Source organism: Serratia symbiotica (Periphyllus acericola) (genome assembly GCF_964019515.1).
GTDB lineage: Bacteria > Pseudomonadota > Gammaproteobacteria > Enterobacterales > Enterobacteriaceae > Serratia > Serratia symbiotica_D.
Map to the genome: position 1 here is coordinate 1,193,655 of NZ_OZ026452.1, position 20,611 is coordinate 1,214,265.

The following is a 20,611-nucleotide window of genomic DNA, read 5'->3' on the forward strand; positions in this document are numbered from 1 at the left end:
GCAATAATTTTCTTTTTGGTGATAAGTACGATATGAACTCTCTGTTTGCCAGCACGGCGCGTGGGCTGGAAGAACTGCTAAAAAGCGAGCTGGAAGCGCTGGGTGCTCACGACTGCAAAGTGGTGCAGGGTGGGGTACATTTTCAGGGTGACGATCGTCTTTTGTACCAAAGCCTGCTGTGGAGCCGCCTGGCATCGCGCATTCTGCTGCCACTTAACGAGTTCCGCGTGCACAGCGATCTTGATCTGTACCTAGGTGTGCAAGCGGTTGATTGGAAGAGCATTTTTGGTGTAGAAAAAACATTTTCCGTGCATTTCAGCGGTGTCAACGAGGAGATCCGCAACAGCCAGTACGGTGCGCTGAAGGTGAAGGACGCCATCGTCGACAGCTTTACCAGAAAGATCAATCAGCGCCCGACGGTAGCGAAGCAGCAGTCAGATATTCGCGTCAATGTGTTCTTGCAGCATAATATAGCCAGCGTGGCGCTCGATCTCAGCGGCGAAGGTTTGCACCAACGCGGCTACCGCAATCTGGTGGGTCAGGCACCGCTAAAGGAAAATCTGGCGGCTGCTATCGTGCAGCGATCTGGCTGGTGGCCGGGCGCGCCGATGCTCGATCCGATGTGCGGTTCTGGCACCCTGCTGATCGAAGCGGCGATGATCGCCTCCGATCGCGCGCCGGGGTTGCATCGCCAACACTGGGGCTTTAATGCCTGGTATGGTCATAATACCGATCTGTGGTGCGAAGTGATGAGCGAAGCCCAGGAACGTGGACGCGATGGCCTACAGCAGAAAACCTCACGCTTTTTCGGCTTCGATAGCGATCGCCGGGTGATCGAGATAGCACGCAGCAATGCGCACCGTGCGGGCGTTGCCGAACTGATCACCTTTAATGTTAGTGACGTCAGCAAACTGACTAATCCGCTGCCGGAAGGCCCGATCGGCAGCGTGGTCAGCAATCCGCCGTATGGCGAGCGTCTGGAAAGCGAGCTGGCGCTGATTGCGTTGCACAATATGCTCGGGCGCATCATGAAAAGTGCCTTTGGCGGCTGGAAACTGTCGCTGTTCAGCGCCTCACCGGCGTTGCTGAGCTGCCTGCAACTACGTGCAGAGCGCCAGTTCAAGGCTAAAAACGGCCCGCTGGACTGCGTGCAGAAAAACTATCAGTTGGCGGCTAACCCGCCAGTTCCTGGCGGTGTGCCGGTGGCGGAAGATTTCGCCAACCGCCTGCGCAAAAACCTGAAGAAGCTCGATAAATGGGCGAAACAGCAGGGTATCGAATGCTACCGATTGTATGATGCCGATCTGCCAGAATACAACGTGGCGCTAGACCGCTACGGCAGTAACGTGGTGGTGCAGGAGTATGCGCCGCTGAAGACCGTGGATGCGCAGAAGGCGCGTCAGCGCCTGTTCGATGTGATCAACGCTACGCTGGCGGTGCTGGAATTGCCATCCAACAAGTTGATCCTCAAGACCCGCGAGCGGCAAAAAGGTAAAAACCAGTATGAGAAGCTGACGCAGAAGGGCGAGTTCCTGCTAGTGGCAGAGTTCAACGCCAAGCTATGGGTTAACCTGACCGATTACCTCGATACTGGCCTGTTCCTCGACAACCGCATTGTGCGCCGCATGCTGGGCGAGATGAGCAGGGGCAAGGACTTCCTCAACCTCTTCGCCTATACCGGCACTGCCAGCGTGCACTCTGGGTTAGGCGGCGCGCGCAGTACCACCACGGTGGATATGTCGCGCACCTATCTGGAGTGGGCGGAGAAGAACCTGCGAGCCAATGGCTTGACTGGCCGTCAACATCGCTTGATCCAGGCAGACTGCCTGTCTTGGCTAAACAACGCCAGTGAGCAATTTGATGTGATTTTTATCGATCCGCCTACTTTCTCCAACTCTAAACGCATGGAGAAAAGCTTTGATGTGCAGCGCGATCATATGGAGCTAATGAAAAATTTGCAACGGTTGCTGCGCCGCAACGGTACTATCATGTTCTCGAACAACAAGCGTGGCTTCCATATGGATGTGGCGGGGCTGAGCGCGCTAGGTCTGGCGTCGAAAGAAATCACTGCACAGACTTTGTCACAGGACTTTGCCCGTAACCGTCAGATCCATAACTGCTGGCTGGTCACCCATGTCAGAGAAGGAAAATAATCACTATGTCGTTAATCAGCATGTCTGATGCCTGGCTGTCCTTCAGCGATGCGCCGCTTTTAGACAACACCGAAATTCATATCAAAGACCACGAACGCGTTTGCTTGGTGGGACGCAATGGTGCCGGCAAATCGACGCTTTTGAAAATCCTCAGCAAAGAAATCCCGTTGGATGATGGCCGGGTGATTTACGAGCAGGATCTGATTGTGGCGCGTTTGCAACAGGATCCGCCACGCAATATCGGTGGCAGCGTATTCGATTTTGTGGCAGAAGGTGTTGCGGAGCAGGCTGAGCATCTGAAGGCATATCACGCGATTTTCCACCTGGTGGAAACTGAACCAAACGAGAAAAACCTGGCGCGCATGGCACAGATCATGGAAATCCTTGATCATCAGGGGCTGTGGCAGCTCGACAATCGCATCAGCGAAGTGTTGCGACAGTTGGGCTTAAATGGTGATGCCCAACTGTCCTCACTTTCAGGCGGCTGGTTGCGTAAAGCGGCGCTTGGCCGCACGCTGGTCAGCTCGCCGCGCGTGCTGCTGCTCGACGAACCGACCAACCACCTGGATATTGAAACTATCGACTGGCTGGAAGGCTTTCTGAAAGAGTTCCAGGGCAGCATCGTCTTTATCTCTCACGATCGTTCGTTTATCCGCAATATGGCAACGCGCATTGTCGATCTTGACCGTGGCAAACTGGTGTCCTGGCTGGGCAACTATGATTTGTATCTGCTCAGCAAAGCAGAGGCGCTACGGGTAGAGGAGTTACAGAATGCCGAATTTGATCGCAAGCTAGCACAGGAAGAAGTTTGGATCCGTCAAGGGATCAAAGCGCGCCGCACCCGTAACGAAGGCAGGGTGCGTGCCCTGAAAACGCTGCGCAATGAGCGTGCGCAACGCCGAGAGGTGATGGGCACCGCCAAGATGCAGGTGGAAGAGACGGTGCGTTCCGGCAAAATCGTGTTTGAGTTGGAAGACGTCAACTATAAGATCGGGGAAAAAGTCCTGGTGCGCGGTTTCTGCGCTCAAGTGCAGCGCGGCGACAAAATCGCACTGGTGGGGCCGAATGGCTGTGGCAAAACGACGTTACTTAAATTGATGCTCGGTCAACTAAAGGCCAACAGCGGCCGCGTGCACTGTGGCGCCAAACTGGAGGAGGCCTATTTTGATCAGCACCGCGCTGATCTTGATACCGAACGTACAGTGATGGATAACCTGGCAGAAGGCAAGCAAGAGGTCATGGTCAACGGCCGCGCCCGCCATGTGCTGGGTTACCTACAGGACTTCCTGTTCCACCCGAAACGTGCAATGACGCCGGTGAAGGCGCTGTCAGGCGGTGAGCGTAACCGTCTGTTATTGGCTAAGCTGTTTCTGAAGCCAAGCAATCTGCTGATCCTTGATGAACCCACCAACGATCTGGACGTTGAAACACTGGAACTACTGGAAGAACTGATCGATAGCTATCAAGGCACCGTGCTGCTGGTCAGCCACGATCGCCAATTCGTTGATAATTCGGTGACTGAGTGCTGGATCTTTGAAGGCAACGGTGTGATCAACACTTTTGCTGGCGGTTATGACGATGCGCATCATCAACGTGCCACGGCTAAGCCGATCTGTACGGCGGTGGTCAGCCAGAGTAAACCGGTTGCGGAAAAGAAAATCGCACAGCCGAAGAAACCGGCCGCCAAGTTGAGTTATAACTTGCTGCGCGAATTGGAACAATTGCCGCAGCGTCTTGAGCAACTGGAAGCGGAAATGGAGGCACTACAGGCACAAATAAGCGACGCTGACTTCTTCACGCGTCCGCATAGCGAAACTCAGCGCGTGTTGACGGCGCTAGCTACCGCCGAACAGATGCTAGAACAGGCTTTCGTCCGTTGGGAAGCGTTGGAAGCGATGAAAAACGGCTAACTATTGTGAACACCGTCCGCGCTGTGAACAATATCGCTGTAGTGCTAAGCAATATTATTAAGGATAAATAGGGTGTGTTCCTACGAAAATAACCCGCAGCATAGTCATACGCTACCCGCCGCCTTGCTGCAGGATAATCTTATGTTGTTCCCGCAATGCGACATGCTGGTGGCGCTACCTCCGTTGGCGTTTGGCACCAGAGCGCTATGCCCACGCTGTAAAACGATACTCAGCACTCGCTGGGAGGAACCTCGTAAGCAGCCGATCGGTTATGCCCTAAGCGCATTATTCATGTTGCTGCTGGCGAATATTTTCCCGTTTATCAATATGCGCGTTGCTGGCTTTAGCAACGAAATCAGACTGATCCATATCCCACAGGTGTTGGTGGCGGATGATTATGCTAGCTTGGCCACGCTGTTTATGGTGTTTGTGCAGTTGATCCCGGCGTTCTGTATGCTGGCGACTATTCTACTATGCGCTAAGGTGTGCATGCCGCTGGTGCTAAAAGAGTGGATAGCTAAAATGCTATTCCAATTTAAAATCTGGTGCATGGTGGAAATCATCTTGGCCGGGGTACTGGTCAGTTTCGTCAAGGTGATGGCCTACGGCGATATCGGCATCGGAAACAGCTTTGTGCCTTGATTGTCTGTACTGCCAGCTGCAAGTGCGCGCCTTACAGTGCATCGATCGCCTTTGGCTGTGGCAGGATATAGAACCCGCACCGCATCTGGATCGCCCGTTGAAGGTAGGACGCACCGGCATGCACCAGGGTATGCTCTTGCCATTGCTGCACGGCGATCCTGCCAGCCGACCAGACTCATTGCCCACGTTGCCACAGCACTGGCTGTATTTGCTGCACTCGGCAGGTATACTCTGGAACCTTGACTTATTTCTTCCTATAACTGACGGGAGTTACTACCCCCCATGCTGCAAGAAATTATGCCATTCGTTAGCAAGCATCCCATACTGAGTTTGGCTTGGATCGCTCTGCTGGTTGCGGTGATCGTTATAACCTTCAACAGTCGTTTTTCCAAAGTTAAAGAGATCTCTCGTGGTGAAGCTACGCGCCTGATTAACAAAGAAGACGCCGTTGTGGTCGATACTCGCAGTCGCGATGACTTCCGTAAGGGTCACCTGACCAATGCCATCAACTTAACTGCCAGTGAAATCAAAAGCGGTAACCTGGGCGATCTGGAAAAGCAAAAAGCGCAGCCGATCATTGTGGCTTGTGCTAACGGCACGGCTTCACGCGAACCTGCAGAAAACCTTAATAAGTCTGGTTTTAAAAATGTTGTGATGTTGAAAGAAGGCATTGCTGGCTGGAACGGTGAAAACCTGCCCCTGGTTCGCGGGAAATGATTGTTTAACCCAGTTAAGGGAGCAATCTATGGCTGACATCGATATCTACACCAAAGCAACTTGCCCGTTCTGCCATCACGCTGTTGAACAGCAATAGGGGTGACGTTTAACGAGATAGCCATTGATGGCGATAACGCGAAACTTGAAGTGATGATTGAGCGCAGTGGGCGCACCACCGTGCCGCAAATTTTCATCAATTGGCGGCTGCGATGATTTATATGAACTTGATGCTCATAGTGGTCTTGATCCGTTGCTTTAAGCGAGCGTAGCCATTTTCTGAGTATCAATTAAGGACGTTTAACCAAAGGTATTACACACATGTCAGAACAAAAAAGCACAGAGATGGCTTTCCAGATCCAACGCATTTACACCAAAGATATCTCCTTTGAAGCGCCGAAAGCGCCGCAAGTTTTCCAGCAGGAATGGCAGCCGGAAGTTAAACTTGATCTAGATACCGCTTTCAGCCAACTGGCTGACGATGCGTATGAAGTGGTACTGCGCGTAACAGTGACTGCGTCTGTAGGCGAAGAAACCGCTTTCCTGTGTGAAGTTCAACAGGCAGGCATCTTCTCCGTAGCAGGCATCGAAGGGACTCAACTGGCGCATTGCCTGGGGGCATACTGCCCAAATATTCTGTTCCCGTATGCACGTGAGTGCATCACTAGCCTGGTTTCCCGTGGCACGTTCCCGCAGATAAATCTGGCACCAGTCAATTTTGACGCGCTGTTCATGAACTATCTGCAACAGCAGGCGGAAGGCGAAGGTGCCGCACCCCATCAGGATGCCTGATGAACATCATCCATGCTTCAATGGCCGTAATTGGTGCCGGCTCTTACGGCACCGCATTAGCCATTACGCTAGCGCGTAATGGCAACCCCGTGGTGCTGTGGGGACATCATCCTGCGCATATTCAAAAATTGCAGCAACACCGTTGCAACCAGACTTTCCTGCCCGACGTACCCTTCCCTGATTCATTATTACTCGACGCCGATTTGCTGCGTGCGCTGGCGATGAGCCGTGATGTGCTAGTGGTTGTGCCAAGCCATGTATTTGGCGATGTGCTGCGCCAATTGAAACCGCATCTGCGCCCAGATGCGCGCATCGTATGGGCGACCAAAGGGTTGGAAGCGGAAACAGGTCGGTTGCTGCAAGACGTGGCGCGTGAAGCTCTGGGTGACGACATCCCGCTGGCAGTCATCTCCGGGCCAACGTTCGCCAAAGAGCTGGCCGCCGGGATGCCTACGGCGATTGCGCTCGCGGCGACTGACACACAGTTTGCCGACGATCTGCAACAGTTATTGCACTGTGGCAAAAGCTTTCGCGTATACAGCAACCCCGATTTTATCGGCGTACAGTTGGGTGGCGCAGTGAAGAATGTGATCGCCATCGGCGCAGGGATGTCAGACGGCATCGGTTTTGGTGCAAACGCTCGTACTGCCTTGATCACCCGTGGCATCGCTGAAATGAGCCGCCTTGGCTCTGCGCTGGGTGCCGATCCCTCGACGTTCATGGGTATGGCAGGGCTGGGCGATCTGGTGTTAACGTGCACTGATAACCAATCACGCAACCGCCGCTTCGGGATTATGCTGGGGCAAGGTAAAGGTGTGCAGGCAGCACAGGACAGCATCAGCCAAGTGGTCGAAGGATATCTGAATACCAAAGAGGTATTGACACTGGCACAACGTCACGGTGTGGAAATGCCGATCACCGAACAGATTTACCAAGTATTGTACTGCAACAAAAATGCCCGCGAAGCGGCATTAAGCCTGTTGGGGCGTACTAAAAAAGGCGAAAAGCGTAGTGCGTAACCTAAAAAAACCATGTCGGAGCAGCATACTGGTGCTGTCAATTAAGAGCCGGGCCGCGACCGCACTACGGTGAGACGGCCTGTTAGGTAAGGCAGAGAGGAATGTGATATCGCCTGAAGAGTTAGAACAAGTCTGGAATAACATCAAATCAGAAGCGAGAGCGCTGGCTGACTGTGAACCGATGCTGGCTAGCTTTTTCCATGCGACATTGCTTAAACATGAAAACCTGGGCAATGCACTCAGCTATATTCTTGCCAATAAGCTGGCTAATTCGATCATGCCTGCCATCGCGGTGCGTGAAGTGGTGGAAGACGCCTACCTGGCCGATCAGCAGATGATCGCCTCGGCGGCGCGCGATATTCTGGCTGTACGCCTCCGTGACCCGGCAGTTGATAAATGCTCTACGCCACTGCTGTACCTGAAAGGCTTCCATGCACTGCAAGCATACCGCATCGGCCATTGGCTGTGGTTACAGGGCCGGCAGGCGTTGGCCATCTATATGCAAAATCAGATCTCGGTCGCTTTCGACGTCGATATTCATCCAGCGGCTACCATCGGTTGTGGCATCATGATTGATCATGCTACCGGTATCGTGATCGGTGAAACCGCAGTGGTGGAAAATGATGTTTCCATCTTGCAGTCGGTAACCTTGGGCGGTACTGGCAAAACTAGTGGCGATCGCCACCCTAAAATCCGCGAGGGCGTGATGCTCGGCGCCGGAGCTAAAATTCTTGGCAATATCGAAGTGGGTAAAGGTGCAAAAATCGGTGCAGGCTCTGTGGTGCTACAGGCTGTGCCACCGCATACCACTGCCGCTGGCGTGCCAGCGCGCATCGTCGGCCGACCAGAAAGCGAGATACCTTCAATGGATATGGATCAGTATTTCAACGATGCCAACCGCGGCTTTGAGAACGGCGATGGTATTTCATGACTTAGAGCCTATCGCAGTAGGGGTAGTACATTGTTGCCGCCAGTTTGCACACGGGTAGCACGCAACAACCGGTGCGTACATGGAATACGTGAGGATTAGGAGCCCTGCCTATGGGCAAAATGGCAGATAATCTAGCCTAACGGGATAAGTAATTATCTGTAGTGATCATCGGCTATCTTATATACCCGTGATACTTAAAGTTGCTTGTGCGTGAGCTTTTCTCGCTCACCCCAGTCACTGAAAGGTGTCAGCGCCTGGGGATTAGTGCCCCTCATCCCTGAGGTTCAGCCTGCTGCTCAGCGCAAGCGCTGTTCAAATCGGTTCCCGACCGGGTGGACTTTAACGTATTTTGGCAAAATATGCTTGCATCGGCGGGCATATTCTAAGGAAGAGCGCGAATTACTTCTTCGCTGCGAAACATGCAGCAGCTTCGTCCCAGTTAACCACGTTCCAGAAGGCCTTGATGTATTCAGGCCGTTTATTTTGATATTTCAAGTAGTAAGCGTGTTCCCACACGTCCAGGACAATGATTGGAAAGCCTGAAGTGCCCGTTGCGGCTTCACCCATCAGCGGGCTGTCCTGGTTGGCGGTAGATACAACGACCAGTTTGTCGCCTTGCAGCACCAGCCAAGCCCAGCCTGAACCGAAACGGGTGGCTGCCGTTTTCTCGAACTCTTCTTTGAATTGCTCAACGCTGCCAAAATCGCGCTCGATGGCGACTTTCAGATCGCCGGACAAAGTAGTGCCAGTTTTGAGATTTTTCCATAAAAAGCTGTGGTTAGCATGGCCTCCGGCATTGTTGCGCATGAAGGTACGCTTATCGGCTGGCACTTTATCCAGATGCTCGATCAATTCTTCAACTCTGTATTTGGCCAGTTGTGGGTAGGCTTCTAGCACAGTGTTGGCGTTGTTAACGTATGCCTGATGGTGTTTGCTGTGATGGATTTCCATCGTTTGCTTGTCAAAATGCGGTTCCAGTGCGTCGTAGGCGTACGGCAGGGATGGCAGTGAATAACTCATAATCATCATCTCCAATGTTGTATGGGCGGCGCGAAGGGCAAGCACCGAGTGAAGTCGGACTATTATAGTTCATTAAATGATATTTAAAATGATGATTAATCCCATATAAAGATTATGATTAATGACCAAGATGGTAAGGGTCATTGCCTGATATAAAGAGGTAAAGCACAATTGACATTGCTGGAGTATCAAGTTATTGGTTAATATCTATACTGTATTGGTGAATAGCAGAACCCTGGTACGAGGCTGTTCACTTTATCGTTGACTTCAGGGGTATGTGTTCACTTTAGTATACCCAGTTTGTAACAACCATAATAACAATGGCATTAACGCTTCCCGCTTTATCGGGGGATAATGTCAGATGAAACAATGTGACAATATAAAGTTAAGGAGATCCCCATGCAAGTCAGCAAAAGGCATTTCTTTAAGATCTGCGCTGGCGGTATGGCAGGAACGACGGTGGCCGCTCTGGGATTTGCCAAGAATTGGCGTTAGCAGAAACCCGGCAGTATAAACTGCTGCGCGCCCGTGAAACCCGTAATAACTGTACGTACTGCTCCGTCGGCTGTGGGCTATTAATGTACAGCCTCCGTGATGGTACCAAGAATGTAAAAAAAAGTATTTTCCATATCGAAGGGGACCCAGATCACCCAGTCAACCGTGGTGCGCTCTACCCGAAAGGTGCTGGTCTGGTTGATTTCATCCACAGTAAAAGCCGCCTCCAGTACCCGTAATACCGTGCGGCGGGCTCGGAAAATGGCAGCGTATCAGTTGGGATAATGCCTTTACCCACATCGCCAAGCTGATGAAGGAAGACCGTGACGCGAATTTTGTTGCAGCTAACGAACAGGGTGTTACTGTCAATCGCTGGTTGTCCACCGGGATGCAATGTGCCTCTGGTGCCAGCAACGAAACCGGTTTTTTAACGCAAAAATTTATTCGCGCTCTCGGCATGCTGGCCATAGATAACCAGTCGCGCGTCTGACACGGACTAACGGTAGCAAGTCTTGCTTCAACATTTGGTCGCGGTGCGATGACCAAACACTGGGTTGACATGAAGAAAGCGAATTTGATTATCGTCATGGGTGGTAATGCAGCAGAAGCGCAGCCGGTGGGTTTCCGCTGGGCAATGGAAGCCAAAATTCACAATAACGCGAAACTGATTGTTATTGACCCGCGCTTAACCCGTACGGCATCAGTGGCTGATTTCTACACACCGATCCGTTCCGGCACCGATATCATTTTCCTGTCTGGCGTATTGCTGTACCTGATGACCAACAACAAGATTAACCTTGAATACGTTGAGGATTATACTAATGCCAGCCTGCTGGTACGGGAAGACTTCACCTTTGAAGACGGGTTGTTTAGCGGCTACGATGCAGAAAACCGCAAGTAACATAAAACCACCTGGAATTACCAGTTTGACCAAAATAGCTATGCTAAACGCGATGTCACGTTGCAGGATACGCGCTGCGTATGGAACCTACTGAAAGCGCATGTCAGCCGCTATACGCCGGATGTAGTAGAAAACATTTGCGGTACACAACAGGCCGATTTCTTGCAGGTATGTGAATTTATCGCTGAAACCAGTGCGGATGATAAGACGGCCTCGTTCCTGTAATGCGTTGGGCTGGACTCACCACTCGGTGGGGGCGCAGAACATCCGCACCATACCATGGCGATGATGCAATTGCTGCTCGGTAATACAGGCATGGCAGGGGGCGGTATTAATGCCCTGCGTGGTCACTCCAATATTCAGGGGCTGACGGATCTCGGCCTGCTGTCGCAAAATCTGCCGGGCTACATGACCTTGCCTTCCGAGCAGCAAACCGATCTAGAAAGCTACTTGGCTGCCAATACGCCACAGGTTCTGTTACCTGGGCAGGTTAACTACTGGAGCAACTACCCAAAATTCTTTGTCAGCATGATAAAGAGCTTCTACGGCGACAAGGCGCAGAAAGAGAACGGCTGGGGCTTTGACTGGCTACCGAAGTGGTATAAAAGCTACGACGTGTTGCAGTACTTAGACATGATGAGTCAAGGCAAGGTCAACGGCTATATCTGCCAGGGCTTTAACCTGCTGACGTCGTTCCAGGATAAAAATAAAATACGTGATTCACTTTCTAAACTTTCCAAACTAAAATTCCTGGTCATTATTGATCCGTTGAACGGCGTTGTTGAATAAATCGAACTTTTGGCCGGCAAGAGGATCAGATCACTCTCATTCTGTCAAAATAGCGACATTCCGTGGCCAAGCAAAAGTTCAAAATCACCAACTGGAAGACTTACAACAAGGCCCCGTTGAACACTGATACCTCTAGTTTCTGGCAGAACCACGGTGAATACACCGATGTCGATGCCTGAAAAATTCAGGCATAGGTGTTCGGTCTGCCATAGTCCTGCTTTGCAGAAGAAAATGGATCGATAGTCAACTCCAGTCGCTGGTTGCAATGGCACTGGAAAGGTGAGGATGCCCCTGGCGAAGCGTTGGCTGATGGGGAGATCCTATCAGGTATTTTTACCCGTATACGTAGCATGTATGTACACGATGGCGGAGCGGTGCCAGAGCCGGTACTGAACATGAGCTGGGACTACCAGACGCCAGATAACCCTGCCCCGGAAGAAGTGGCTATGAAAAACAACGGCAAGGCGTTGGCGGATCTGCGTGATGCCGAGGGTAACGTGGTGGTTAAAAAGGGCGAGCAGATTAGTTCGTTTGCACAACTGCGTGACGATGGCACCACGGCAAGTGGTTGCTGGGTCTTCGCAGGTAGCTGGACTGCAGCCGGTAACCAGATGGCACGCCGCGATAACGCCGATCCTTTTGGTTTGGGCAATACGGTGGGGTGGGCTTGGGCCTGGCCGCTGAACCGGCGCATTCTTTATAATCGTGCTTTGGCCGATCCGACGCGTAAACCGTGGGATAAAAAACGCCAACTGTTAGATTGGGATGAGGGAAAATGGAGTGGTGCCGATATTCCGGATTACAGTGCCACCGCACCGGGCAGCGGTGTTGGGCCGTTTATCATGCAGCCGGAAGGGATGGGTCGTCTGTTTGCCACCGATAAAATGGCGGAAGGGCCGTTCACGGAACACTACGAACCGTTTGAAACGCCGATTGGCACCAACCAGTTGCACCCGAACGTGGTCTCCAACCCTGCGGCACGTATCTTCAAAGATGATTTGGCGGCGTTGGGATCGGCGGAAAAATTCCCCTATGTCGCCACCACCTATCGTCTGACCGAACATTTCCACGGTTGGACTAAGCATGCTCGGCTTAACGCTATTGCACAGCCGCAGCAGTTTGTGAAAATAGGGGAAAGGTTGGCTGCGCAAAAAGGTATCAAACAAGGGGATTGGGTAAAAGTCAGCTCCAACCGTGGCTATATCAAGACCAACGCAGTGGTGACTAAACGTATCTGCACGCTGAATGTGAATGGGCAGGATGTTGACACTATCCGTATCCCAATTCATTGGGGTTTTGCTGGGATAGCGAAGAAAGGCTATACCGCCAATAACCTGACGCCATCAGTCGGTGATGCCAACTCACAAACGCCGGAATATAAGGCGTTCCTAGTCAATGTGGAAAAGGTATAACGGAGACGAATCATGTCCATGCAATCTCAAGATATCATTCGTCGTTCCGTGACAAACAGCCTGACACCAGCACCGCGTGCACGCGACCACAAGGAAGAAGTAGCGAAGCTGATCGATGTCATCACCTGTATCGGTTGCAAAGCCTGTCAAGGTGGCCTGTTCCGAATGGAACGACATCCGTGATGACGTGGGGATCAACAATGGGGTTTATGACAACCCGATGGATATGATCGCAAAATCATGGACGGTGATGCGTTTTTCTGAAGTGGAAGAAAATGGCAAGCTAGAGTGGCTGATCCGCAAGGATGGTTGTATGCACTGTGCCGATCCGGTCAGCCTGAAAGCTTGCCCATCGGAAGGCGCGATTATCCAGTACGTTAACGGCATTGTCGATTTCCAGTCAGAGCACTGTATCGGCTGTGGTTACTGTATTGCTGGTTGTCCATTTGACGGGCCACGCATGAACAAGGAAGACAACCGGGTATACAAATGTACCCTGTGCGTTGACCGCGTTGACGTCGGCCAGTAGCCTGCCTGAGTGAAGACATGCCCCACCGGTACAATTCACTTTGGAACCAAAGAGGCGATGAAAAGCATCGCGGCAGAACGTGTGGATGAACTGAATACCCTAGTCCCTAGTCTACCAGAACGCCGGCTTGTACGACCCTGCTGGTGTGGGTAGCACGCATGTGATGTACGTGTTGCACCATCCCGATAAACCACAGTTGTACCATATTTTGCCAGATAACCCATCGATCAGCCGGGCGGTGACCTTCTGTAAAGGCGTGTTGAAAACGCTGGCGGCCATCGGCTTTGCTGCCACTTTCTCAGCCAGTGTCTTCCACTATATCGGGGTGGGGCCAAACCGCGTTGACGATGAGGATAACTACCCACCACAGGATAAGGAAACACAATAATGAGGAATGAACAACGAATTTAACGTTATACTACGCCGGAGCGGATTAACCACTGGATTGTGGCATTCTGCTTTATTTTTGCCGCCATCAGCGGACTTGGGTTCTTCTTCCCGTCCTTTAACTGGCTGATGAATATCTTCGGTACGCAGTAGTTGGCGCGCATTCTACACCCCTTTGTTGAGGTGTTGATGTTCGCCACCCTCATGCTTATGTTTCTCCGTTACTGGAAGGAGAACCTATTTAACCGCGAGGATTGGGTATGGGCGAAGAACATCCTCAAGATCATCAACAATCATGAAGTCGAGGATACCGGGCGCTATAATCTCGGTCAGAAATGCGTATTCTGGGCGGCGATCATCAGTCTACTGCTGCTGCATTCGCTGGCAGCGGTGGGGTTGATCATCGTGATTATGGTGCACATTTACGCAGCACTGTGGATAAAAGGCACCATTACCGCGATGGTCGAAGGCTGGGTGCCAGCGGCATGGGCCAAACTACACCATCCACGTTGGTATCGTAAGGTTCGCGAGAAACAACAGGAAAACACACCCTGATGAGCATCTGTCTCTTTCCCAAATAGCTGATAGAGGCAAAGCGCGAGAAACCCACAACGTTGGAGAGCATCCCGCCGTTACTCTTCGCTAATCTGAAAAGCCTTTACCGTCGTCGCGCCAACTGGCGCTCAACAACCCCCTGGGCGAATACCTGAACTTCGCCGCTCAACTGGCCGAAGCGCAGCATCACGCGCTGCACTACTACCCTTTGACGCAGGATCTGAGCGAAGTGCTAGAACAGGGAGCCACTAGCGGCAAACCGCCGCTCGATGTGAGCGTTTATACGCGCAGAGAACATTGGCACCTACTGCTCACCTCATTAATCGCCGAACTGCGCTCGCAGGTGACAGAGCATATTCTGGCAGTGCTGGATAACCTGGAAAAGGCCTCGGTTCATGAGTGGGATCTGATGGCCGATACCTTGCTCAACGGCGAGTTCAGCCGAGTTGGCAGTGAGAAAGCCCCGTTCATCTGGTCTGCGCTATCGCTCTACTGGACGCAGATGGCCAGCCTGCTCCCCGGCAAGGCGCGTGCTGAATATGGCGAAAACCGTCAGTTATGCCTGGTATGTGGCAGCATTCCGGTCGCCAGTATGGTGCATATCGGCACAATCAATGGCCTACGTTACCTGCATTGCAACCTGTGCGAGAGCGAGTGGCACCTAGTGCGAGTGAAGTGTAGCAACTGCGAGCAGACTCGCGATCTTAACTACTGGTCGCTGTCCAGCGACCAGGCGGCGGTGAAAGCGGAAAGTTGCGGCGACTGCGGCACCTACCTAAAAATTTTGTATCAGGAAAAAGATCCTTAGGTGGAAGCCGTGGCCGACGATCTGGCATCGCTGTTACTGGACGCCAGAATGGAAGAAGAAGGCTGTAGCCGCAGCAGCATCAATCCATTCCTGTTCCCAGCGGAATAATCGTGGGTTCTGAGGGTGATCAATTTCAGATTGGGCTACTGGTGTTCACACGGACGAGTTGCTACGTTTACGCCATGATGCGCTTAACATAAGGAAATGGGCAAATGCCGTACTGGCTTCTGGTAACAACGGCAATGCCGAGCTTGTTTCCTGCTTCTCCGCTACCGTGGAGGCAGTGTTACGCCGATCGCCCTAAACTGAAAACCGAGCGACCATGAGCATTGAACCCCACATGCTTTACAGCCAGTTACCCGCTATTGATCGTCTGCTGCGTGAACCCGCCATTGAATCGCTGTTGGTACAATACGAGCAGACGTTGGTTGGAAAACTGCTGCGCCAGTTACAGGCGTAGGCGCGTGAGGCGATTAAACGGTACCAACGGTTGACAGAATGGTGCGGCGACTGGCCTCAAGCCTTGAAGGAAATGGGCAAATGCCGTACTGGCTTCTGGTAACAACGGCAATGCCGAGCTTGTTTCCTGCTTCTCCGCTACCGTGGAGGCAGTGTTACGCCGATCGCCCTAAACTGAAAACCGAGCGACCATGAGCATTGAACCCCACATGCTTTACAGCCAGTTACCCGCTATTGATCGTCTGCTGCGTGAACCCGCCATTGAATCGCTGTTGGTACAATACGAGCAGACGTTGGTTGGAAAACTGCTGCGCCAGTTACAGGCGTAGGCGCGTGAGGCGATTAAACGGTACCAACGGTTGACAGAATGGTGCGGCGACTGGCCTCAAGCCTTGAAAAACTTACTGGCCAGGCAGCAGCGTTCGGCGTTGCAACCGGTATTCAACCTTAGTGGCTCTGTGCTGCACACCAACCTTGGCCGCGCCTTGCTGGGGCAACCGGCGATGGTGGCAGCGACTAGTGCCATGGGCACCGCGGTGACGCTGGAGTACGACCTGGACGGTACCGGGCCTGGCCACCGCGATCAGGCGATAGCGGACTTTCTCTGTCAACTCACTGGATCCGAAGACGCCTGCATCGTCAATAACAATGCGGCGGTGGTACTGCTGATGCTGGCGGCGATAGCGCCCGGCAAATAGGTCGTGGTGTCGCGTGGCGAATTGGTGGAGATCGGCGGCGCGTTCCGTATTTCCGACGTAATGCGTCAGGCGGGCTGCCAACTGGTAGAGGTCGGCACGACCAATCGCACCCACCTGAAAGACTATCACAACGCCATGGGCGAGCAGACTGCGCTGCTGATGAAGGTGCATACCAGCAATTACAGCATTCAGGGTTTTACTGCGGCGGTCAATGAGGCGGAACTGGCGCTGCTTGGGGCTGAACGGGGCATCCCGACGTCCACTGATCTGGGCAGTTGATCGCTAATCGACATGGCACAATACGGTCTACCATCTGAGCCGATGCCGCAGCGGCTACTGGCTGCTGGGGTCGATCTGGTGACTTTTTCCGGCGACAAGCTAGTGGGAGGCAGGCAGGCTGGCATCATCGTCGGTAAAAAGGCGCTCAGCAGCATCCGCTCAAGCGTGCATTGCACGTTGGCAAAATAACTCTGGCGGCACTGGAAGCCACGCTACGGCTTTATCAGCAGCCTGAATTGTTGGCGGAACAGCTACCGACGTTGCGCTTGCTGACCCGTCCGCAATGGGCGATACAGCAAGCGGCCGAGCGCGTGCTACCGGCGCTGGCACCACAGTTTATTAAAGATTTTCAGTTGCGTGCCGAACCCTGCTTGTCACAAATTGGCAATGGGTCGCGGCCGATCGATCGTCTGCCCAGCTACGCGCTGACTTTTACTCCGATCTACAGGCGCGTGGCGGCGCTGTAAGCGTTAGCAGAACGCTGGCGCGGCCTGCCACAGCCGGTGATTGGCCGTATCAGCGACGGGAGACTGTGGCTGGATCTACGCTGCCTGGAACAAGAAAGCGCGCTGATTAAGGCGCTGTGCGCATGATCATCGCCACCGCCGGCCATGTCGATCATGGAAAGACCACCTTTTTGCAGGCGATCTCCGGAATCAACGCGGATCGCCTGCCGGAAGAAAAACGGCGCGGCATGACCATTGATCTAGGTTATGCCTACTGGCCACAACCTGATGGCCGAGTGCTGGGGTTTATTTACGTACCAGGCCACGAAAAGTTTCTCGCCAACATGCTGGCCGGTGTTGGCGGTATCGACCATGCTTTGCTGGTGGTGGCCTGTGATGATGGTGTGATGGCGCAAACCCGCGAACATTTGGCGATCTTGCGGCTGAGTGGATGGCTTGCACTGACGGTGGCGTTGACCAAAGCTGACCGAGTGAATGGCGCGCGAATTGACGTAGTGTGCCAACGTGCAATAAGAGCTGGCCCGACAGGGGTGGCACCCTGCGCCGCTGTTTGTTACCGCTGCTGTACAAGGAACGGGAATTAAGGCGCTGTGCGAGCATCTGCAAACGCTTTTGCCTGGCGATCATCGGTTGACACGTCGGTTCCGTCTGGCCGTGGATCGCGCCTTCAGCATGAAGGGGGGCGGGTCTGGTGGTAACTGGCACCGCGCTCTTCGTGGCCGAGTAACGGTAGGAGAGACATTGTGGCTAACTGGTGTGGAAAACCCCGGTGCGGGTGCGGGGCCTGCATTCCCAAAACCAGCCCCCGTTAAACAGGCGCAAGCTGGGCAATGCATAGCACTGAACATCAGTGGTGATGTCAGTAAAGAACAGATTGCCCGTGGTGACTGGGCTGCTATCACATCAGCCATTAGCGGCCGCAGAACGCATACTGGTGGCACTGGATGCCGATCTACCGATCCACCATAGGCAACCGCTACATTTACACCACGCCGCCAGCCATATCACCGGGCGGATTTCGCTATTGAAGGACAACCTGGCTGCATTGATCCTCGATCGGCCGCTGTGGCTGGTGGAAAATGACCAGCTGGTGTTGCATGATATAGGCGCATGACAAACCTTAGGCGCAGCCCAGGTACTGAGCTTGAGCGCACCAAAATGCGGCAAACGCTCACCGGACTTTCTGGTTCGGCTGGCGGCGCAAGCGCAGGCCAGTGATGATCGGCAGGTATTGGCAATGTTACTGCCCCAGGGGGCATTGCAGTTAGCGGCGTTCTATTGGGCGCGCCAACTGACCGATAGCGGGTTGGCAAACCTGCTGGCGCAGCATAAACTTCTGATCGCTGGTGGCAGCGCACTGGCGATCGACAAAGTGTAGCAGGCCGAAAGCCGCCTATTGCAGATATTGGCAGATTACCATCAGCAGGATGCTGATCAGCTTAGTCTGGAGCGCGCCCGCCTACGGCGTATGGCACTGCCAGCACTGGATGAAACGCTGGATTTAAGATGATCGATAACTTGCTGCATACTGGGACAATCAGCCATACACGTGGCTGGCTGCATTTGCACGAGCACACACTGCTTTCAGCACTGAAGAGATGGCCTTCTGTGAGCGCATAGTACCGCTGTTTGGCGGCGAAGCTTGGTTGGTGCGCGATATGGCCGCTGAGCTGGGCGAGGATGAAGTGCGTGTGCGGACACTGTTGCGCAAGGCAGCCCTACTGGGCCACGTCACGGCAGTAGTGGTGGATCGTTACTCCCTCAGCCGCCGCATCGAACAGTTCGCTGCGTTGATCCGCGAACTTAACGTGACACAGGACAGCGTCAATACCGTTGACTTCCGCGATCGGCTCGGCATTGGACGCAAGTTAGCGATTCAGGTGCTGGAATTTTTTGACCACAGCGGTTTTACCCGCCGCAAGGGTAACCACATCTGTTGCGCGATCATAGGCTGTTTAGCAAATAAGTGCCTATTGGGCAAGAGGTGCATTTAACCCTGTGCCAGTGCCATCAGCGCTTGGGAAGGAACAATACCACCAATGCCAGCCAGCATAGACCGCTGATTAGATTGAACAGATTAAACAACCCGCTGCCGCCCCACACGTAGGCGACCTTGGCCAGTTCGATGCCGATGGTAAACACCAGCATGCTCAGAATACCCATCGTGGCGGATACGGTGCCCTTGCTAACGTTGCTGGCGAACAGCGTCAGGCGATACAGACCGGCATTAGCCAGCCCGATGCCAAAGGCGTACAGGCTCAGCCCGACGGTCATCGACAGGTAGGCGTGGCTGGAGAACAGGGTCGCCAGCGCGGCGATCAATAACCCCAATATCATTGGGCTTGCCCCCTGCTTGATCAGATGCTCTACGCTGTTTTTACCCGTCCTGTATGCCAACGTCAGGTTACCGAGGATCAGCGCACCAAACACCGGAATTTGCAGCAGGCCGTAATCCAGCGTTGACAGCGATTCACCGCTGATCAGGATCACCGGCGATTGGGCAATCCAGGCCAGTAGCGGCAAGCTGGCGAAACCTATCGCCAATGCACCGTAGACAAACCTACGGTTACTCAATACTTGGCGGTATTCACGCCACAGGTTAGCGGCGGAGAACTTCTCGCCCTGCAACGTGACGGTTTCCGGCATCGCTTTCCACAGGCCATAGAAGGCGATGGCCGCCAGCGCCGCAAACAGCACGAACATACTTTGCCACGGGGCGACATGGAGCAGTGCCGCCCCAGCCGATGGCCCAAGCAATGGGGCGATCAGCGCCACATTGGCCATCAGCGCAGTGATTTTGATGCAAACTGCTTCTTCGAAGGATTCCTGAATGGTGGCGTAGCCAACCGCGCCGATAAAGCACAGACCAATGCCCTGTAGGAAGCGCATAAAGATAAACTGCTCAATGTTAGTCACTAACAGGATGGCCAGGCAAGAAACAATAAAGAAAGCTACTCCGGCCAGCATCACCGGGCGGCGGCCACGGCGATCTGACAGCGGGCCGAGTAGCCACTGCAAAAAGATACCACCGGCTAGATAGGCGGTCATTGATGTCGGCACCCATTCTTCGCCGACGTTGAAATTCGCTATCACTGCCAGCATACCTAGCTGGATCATATCGTTGCCTATATAGACGGCGAATTCAAACAGCACCAGAGAAAGTGGGAATAAAAGCGCCTGTCGGCCCAAACGTGCCGCAGGTGGTAATGTCGTTTTCATATTTATTGTACTGATAGTAAAAAATAAAAAAGGAGCTGCCAGGGCAGGAAGCGCAAACTTAGCGAGTTATGGCGGCTATTTTGCCGCCAAATGCCCACCTTGGCAATGGCACGGTGGGCATTTGGCGCCGTCTACTTATCTCGTTTTATAGCGTCATTTAGCTGTTGTTGACGCTGATCAGTGCCGAATTCGTATCGCACCATTATGATTATGGTAGACGGGCTGCCGCCATTTTTCCTCATAGTGCTAAAGATGGACTGCGCTATAATCAGCCTCTTGTTTTTGCTTCCAAAGGAAGCTCCTCGTCCCCGGTGGGACGGCCGGACTTCAAATCCGGTTGGGGCTGCCAGCGGCCCTAGGCAGGATCGACTCCTGTGATCTTCCGCCATTCGACCTATTCTGAACTCTCCTCAAATCAATAAAATCCCTTAT

At 53.2% G+C, this 20,611-nt stretch carries 9 protein-coding genes, 1 tRNA gene and 10 pseudogenes; 18 read left to right on the forward strand and 2 right to left on the reverse strand.

The genetic code is table 11. The features are described 5' to 3' along the window. Positions 1–32: 32 nt before the first annotated feature. The 8 genes and pseudogenes from rlmKL to cysE all read left to right on the forward strand — a co-directional run bounded on the left by rlmKL (position 33) and on the right by cysE (position 8,161). A complete protein-coding gene (rlmKL, locus tag AACL06_RS06515; protein ID WP_339036535.1) occupies positions 33–2,153 on the forward strand; it encodes a bifunctional 23S rRNA (guanine(2069)-N(7))-methyltransferase RlmK/23S rRNA (guanine(2445)-N(2))-methyltransferase RlmL in 2,121 nt (706 codons plus the stop codon). Between the two features lie 5 nt (positions 2,154–2,158). Continuing rightward, a complete protein-coding gene (locus tag AACL06_RS06520) occupies positions 2,159–4,063 on the forward strand; it encodes an ABC transporter ATP-binding protein (RefSeq protein ID WP_339036536.1) in 1,905 nt (634 codons plus the stop codon). A gap of 141 nt (positions 4,064–4,204) precedes the next feature. Further along, a pseudogene (locus AACL06_RS06525) lies at positions 4,205–4,914 on the forward strand (paraquat-inducible protein A); the annotation flags it as partial. Positions 4,915–4,987: 73 nt separating this feature from the next. After that, positions 4,988–5,422, forward strand: a complete 435-nt coding sequence (locus AACL06_RS06530) for a rhodanese-like domain-containing protein (RefSeq protein WP_339036538.1) — start codon at positions 4,988–4,990, stop codon at positions 5,420–5,422. Positions 5,423–5,450: 28 nt separating this feature from the next. Continuing rightward, a pseudogene (locus AACL06_RS06535) lies at positions 5,451–5,681 on the forward strand (glutaredoxin domain-containing protein). Positions 5,682–5,740: 59 nt separating this feature from the next. Beyond that, positions 5,741–6,211 carry a protein-export chaperone SecB gene (secB, locus tag AACL06_RS06540; protein WP_339036539.1) on the forward strand — a complete coding sequence of 157 codons (471 nt, stop codon included), beginning with the start codon at positions 5,741–5,743 and terminating at the stop codon, positions 6,209–6,211. Then, complete coding sequence (gpsA, locus tag AACL06_RS06545; protein WP_339036540.1) at positions 6,211–7,230, forward strand: NAD(P)H-dependent glycerol-3-phosphate dehydrogenase; 1,020 nt, start codon at positions 6,211–6,213, stop codon at positions 7,228–7,230. Before secB ends, gpsA begins: the two co-directional genes overlap by 1 nt. A gap of 106 nt (positions 7,231–7,336) precedes the next feature. Then, positions 7,337–8,161 carry a serine O-acetyltransferase gene (cysE, locus tag AACL06_RS06550; RefSeq protein WP_339038324.1) on the forward strand — a complete coding sequence of 275 codons (825 nt, stop codon included), beginning with the start codon at positions 7,337–7,339 and terminating at the stop codon, positions 8,159–8,161. A gap of 399 nt (positions 8,162–8,560) precedes the next feature. Here the strand turns inward: cysE and sodA are convergent, their stop codons facing one another. Continuing rightward, positions 8,561–9,181, reverse strand: coding sequence for a superoxide dismutase [Mn] (sodA, locus tag AACL06_RS06555; protein ID WP_339038326.1), 621 nt, complete (start codon positions 9,179–9,181; stop codon positions 8,561–8,563). Between the two features lie 399 nt (positions 9,182–9,580). On the opposite strand from sodA, the pseudogene fdnG reads away from it, so the two are divergent. The 9 genes and pseudogenes from fdnG to selB all read left to right on the forward strand — a co-directional run. Beyond that, positions 9,581–11,342, forward strand: a pseudogene (gene fdnG / locus AACL06_RS06560) (formate dehydrogenase-N subunit alpha); the annotation flags it as partial. A gap of 13 nt (positions 11,343–11,355) precedes the next feature. Next, entirely contained in the window at positions 11,356–11,493 is a 138-nt protein-coding gene (locus AACL06_RS06565; protein ID WP_339036541.1) for a hypothetical protein, read from the forward strand. Continuing rightward, positions 11,480–12,778, forward strand: a pseudogene (locus AACL06_RS06570) (molybdopterin dinucleotide binding domain-containing protein); the annotation flags it as partial. The gene AACL06_RS06565 and the pseudogene AACL06_RS06570, both read left to right, overlap by 14 nt. Before the next feature lie 12 nt (positions 12,779–12,790). After that, a pseudogene (gene fdxH / locus AACL06_RS06575) lies at positions 12,791–13,695 on the forward strand (formate dehydrogenase subunit beta). A 74-nt stretch (positions 13,696–13,769) separates the two neighbouring features. Next, positions 13,770–14,249: pseudogene (locus AACL06_RS06580) on the forward strand (formate dehydrogenase cytochrome b556 subunit). A 26-nt stretch (positions 14,250–14,275) separates the two neighbouring features. Next, positions 14,276–15,165 (forward strand): annotated as a pseudogene (fdhE, locus tag AACL06_RS06585) (formate dehydrogenase accessory protein FdhE). 214 nt (positions 15,166–15,379) lie between these two features. Continuing rightward, positions 15,380–15,583 (forward strand): annotated as a pseudogene (locus AACL06_RS06590) (L-seryl-tRNA(Sec) selenium transferase); the annotation flags it as partial. 124 nt (positions 15,584–15,707) lie between these two features. Continuing rightward, positions 15,708–17,086 (forward strand): annotated as a pseudogene (gene selA / locus AACL06_RS06595) (L-seryl-tRNA(Sec) selenium transferase). After that, positions 17,083–18,926 (forward strand): annotated as a pseudogene (gene selB / locus AACL06_RS06600) (selenocysteine-specific translation elongation factor). The pseudogenes selA and selB overlap by 4 nt, the downstream one beginning before the upstream one ends. Before the next feature lie 44 nt (positions 18,927–18,970). Here the strand turns inward: selB and AACL06_RS06605 are convergent. Then, complete coding sequence (locus AACL06_RS06605; protein ID WP_339036542.1) at positions 18,971–20,179, reverse strand: MFS transporter; 1,209 nt, start codon at positions 20,177–20,179, stop codon at positions 18,971–18,973. A gap of 293 nt (positions 20,180–20,472) precedes the next feature. Between AACL06_RS06605 and AACL06_RS06610 the strand changes: the two genes are divergently transcribed. Then, positions 20,473–20,567, forward strand: a tRNA-Sec gene (locus tag AACL06_RS06610). Positions 20,568–20,611: the final 44 nt, after the last annotated feature.

What these genes read in the sequence shown, in the direction of transcription:
- rlmKL (WP_339036535.1), top strand. Translation starts at nt 33, where the DNA reads ATGAACTCTCTGTTTGCCAGCACGGCGCGTGGGCTGGAAGAACTGCTA.
- AACL06_RS06520 (WP_339036536.1), top strand. Translation starts at nt 2,159, where the DNA reads ATGTCGTTAATCAGCATGTCTGATGCCTGGCTGTCCTTCAGCGATGCG.
- AACL06_RS06530 (WP_339036538.1), top strand. Translation starts at nt 4,988, where the DNA reads ATGCTGCAAGAAATTATGCCATTCGTTAGCAAGCATCCCATACTGAGT.
- secB (WP_339036539.1), top strand. Translation starts at nt 5,741, where the DNA reads ATGTCAGAACAAAAAAGCACAGAGATGGCTTTCCAGATCCAACGCATT.
- gpsA (WP_339036540.1), top strand. Translation starts at nt 6,211, where the DNA reads ATGAACATCATCCATGCTTCAATGGCCGTAATTGGTGCCGGCTCTTAC.
- sodA (WP_339038326.1), bottom strand. Translation starts at nt 9,181, where the DNA reads ATGAGTTATTCACTGCCATCCCTGCCGTACGCCTACGACGCACTGGAA.
- AACL06_RS06605 (WP_339036542.1), bottom strand. Translation starts at nt 20,179, where the DNA reads ATGAAAACGACATTACCACCTGCGGCACGTTTGGGCCGACAGGCGCTT.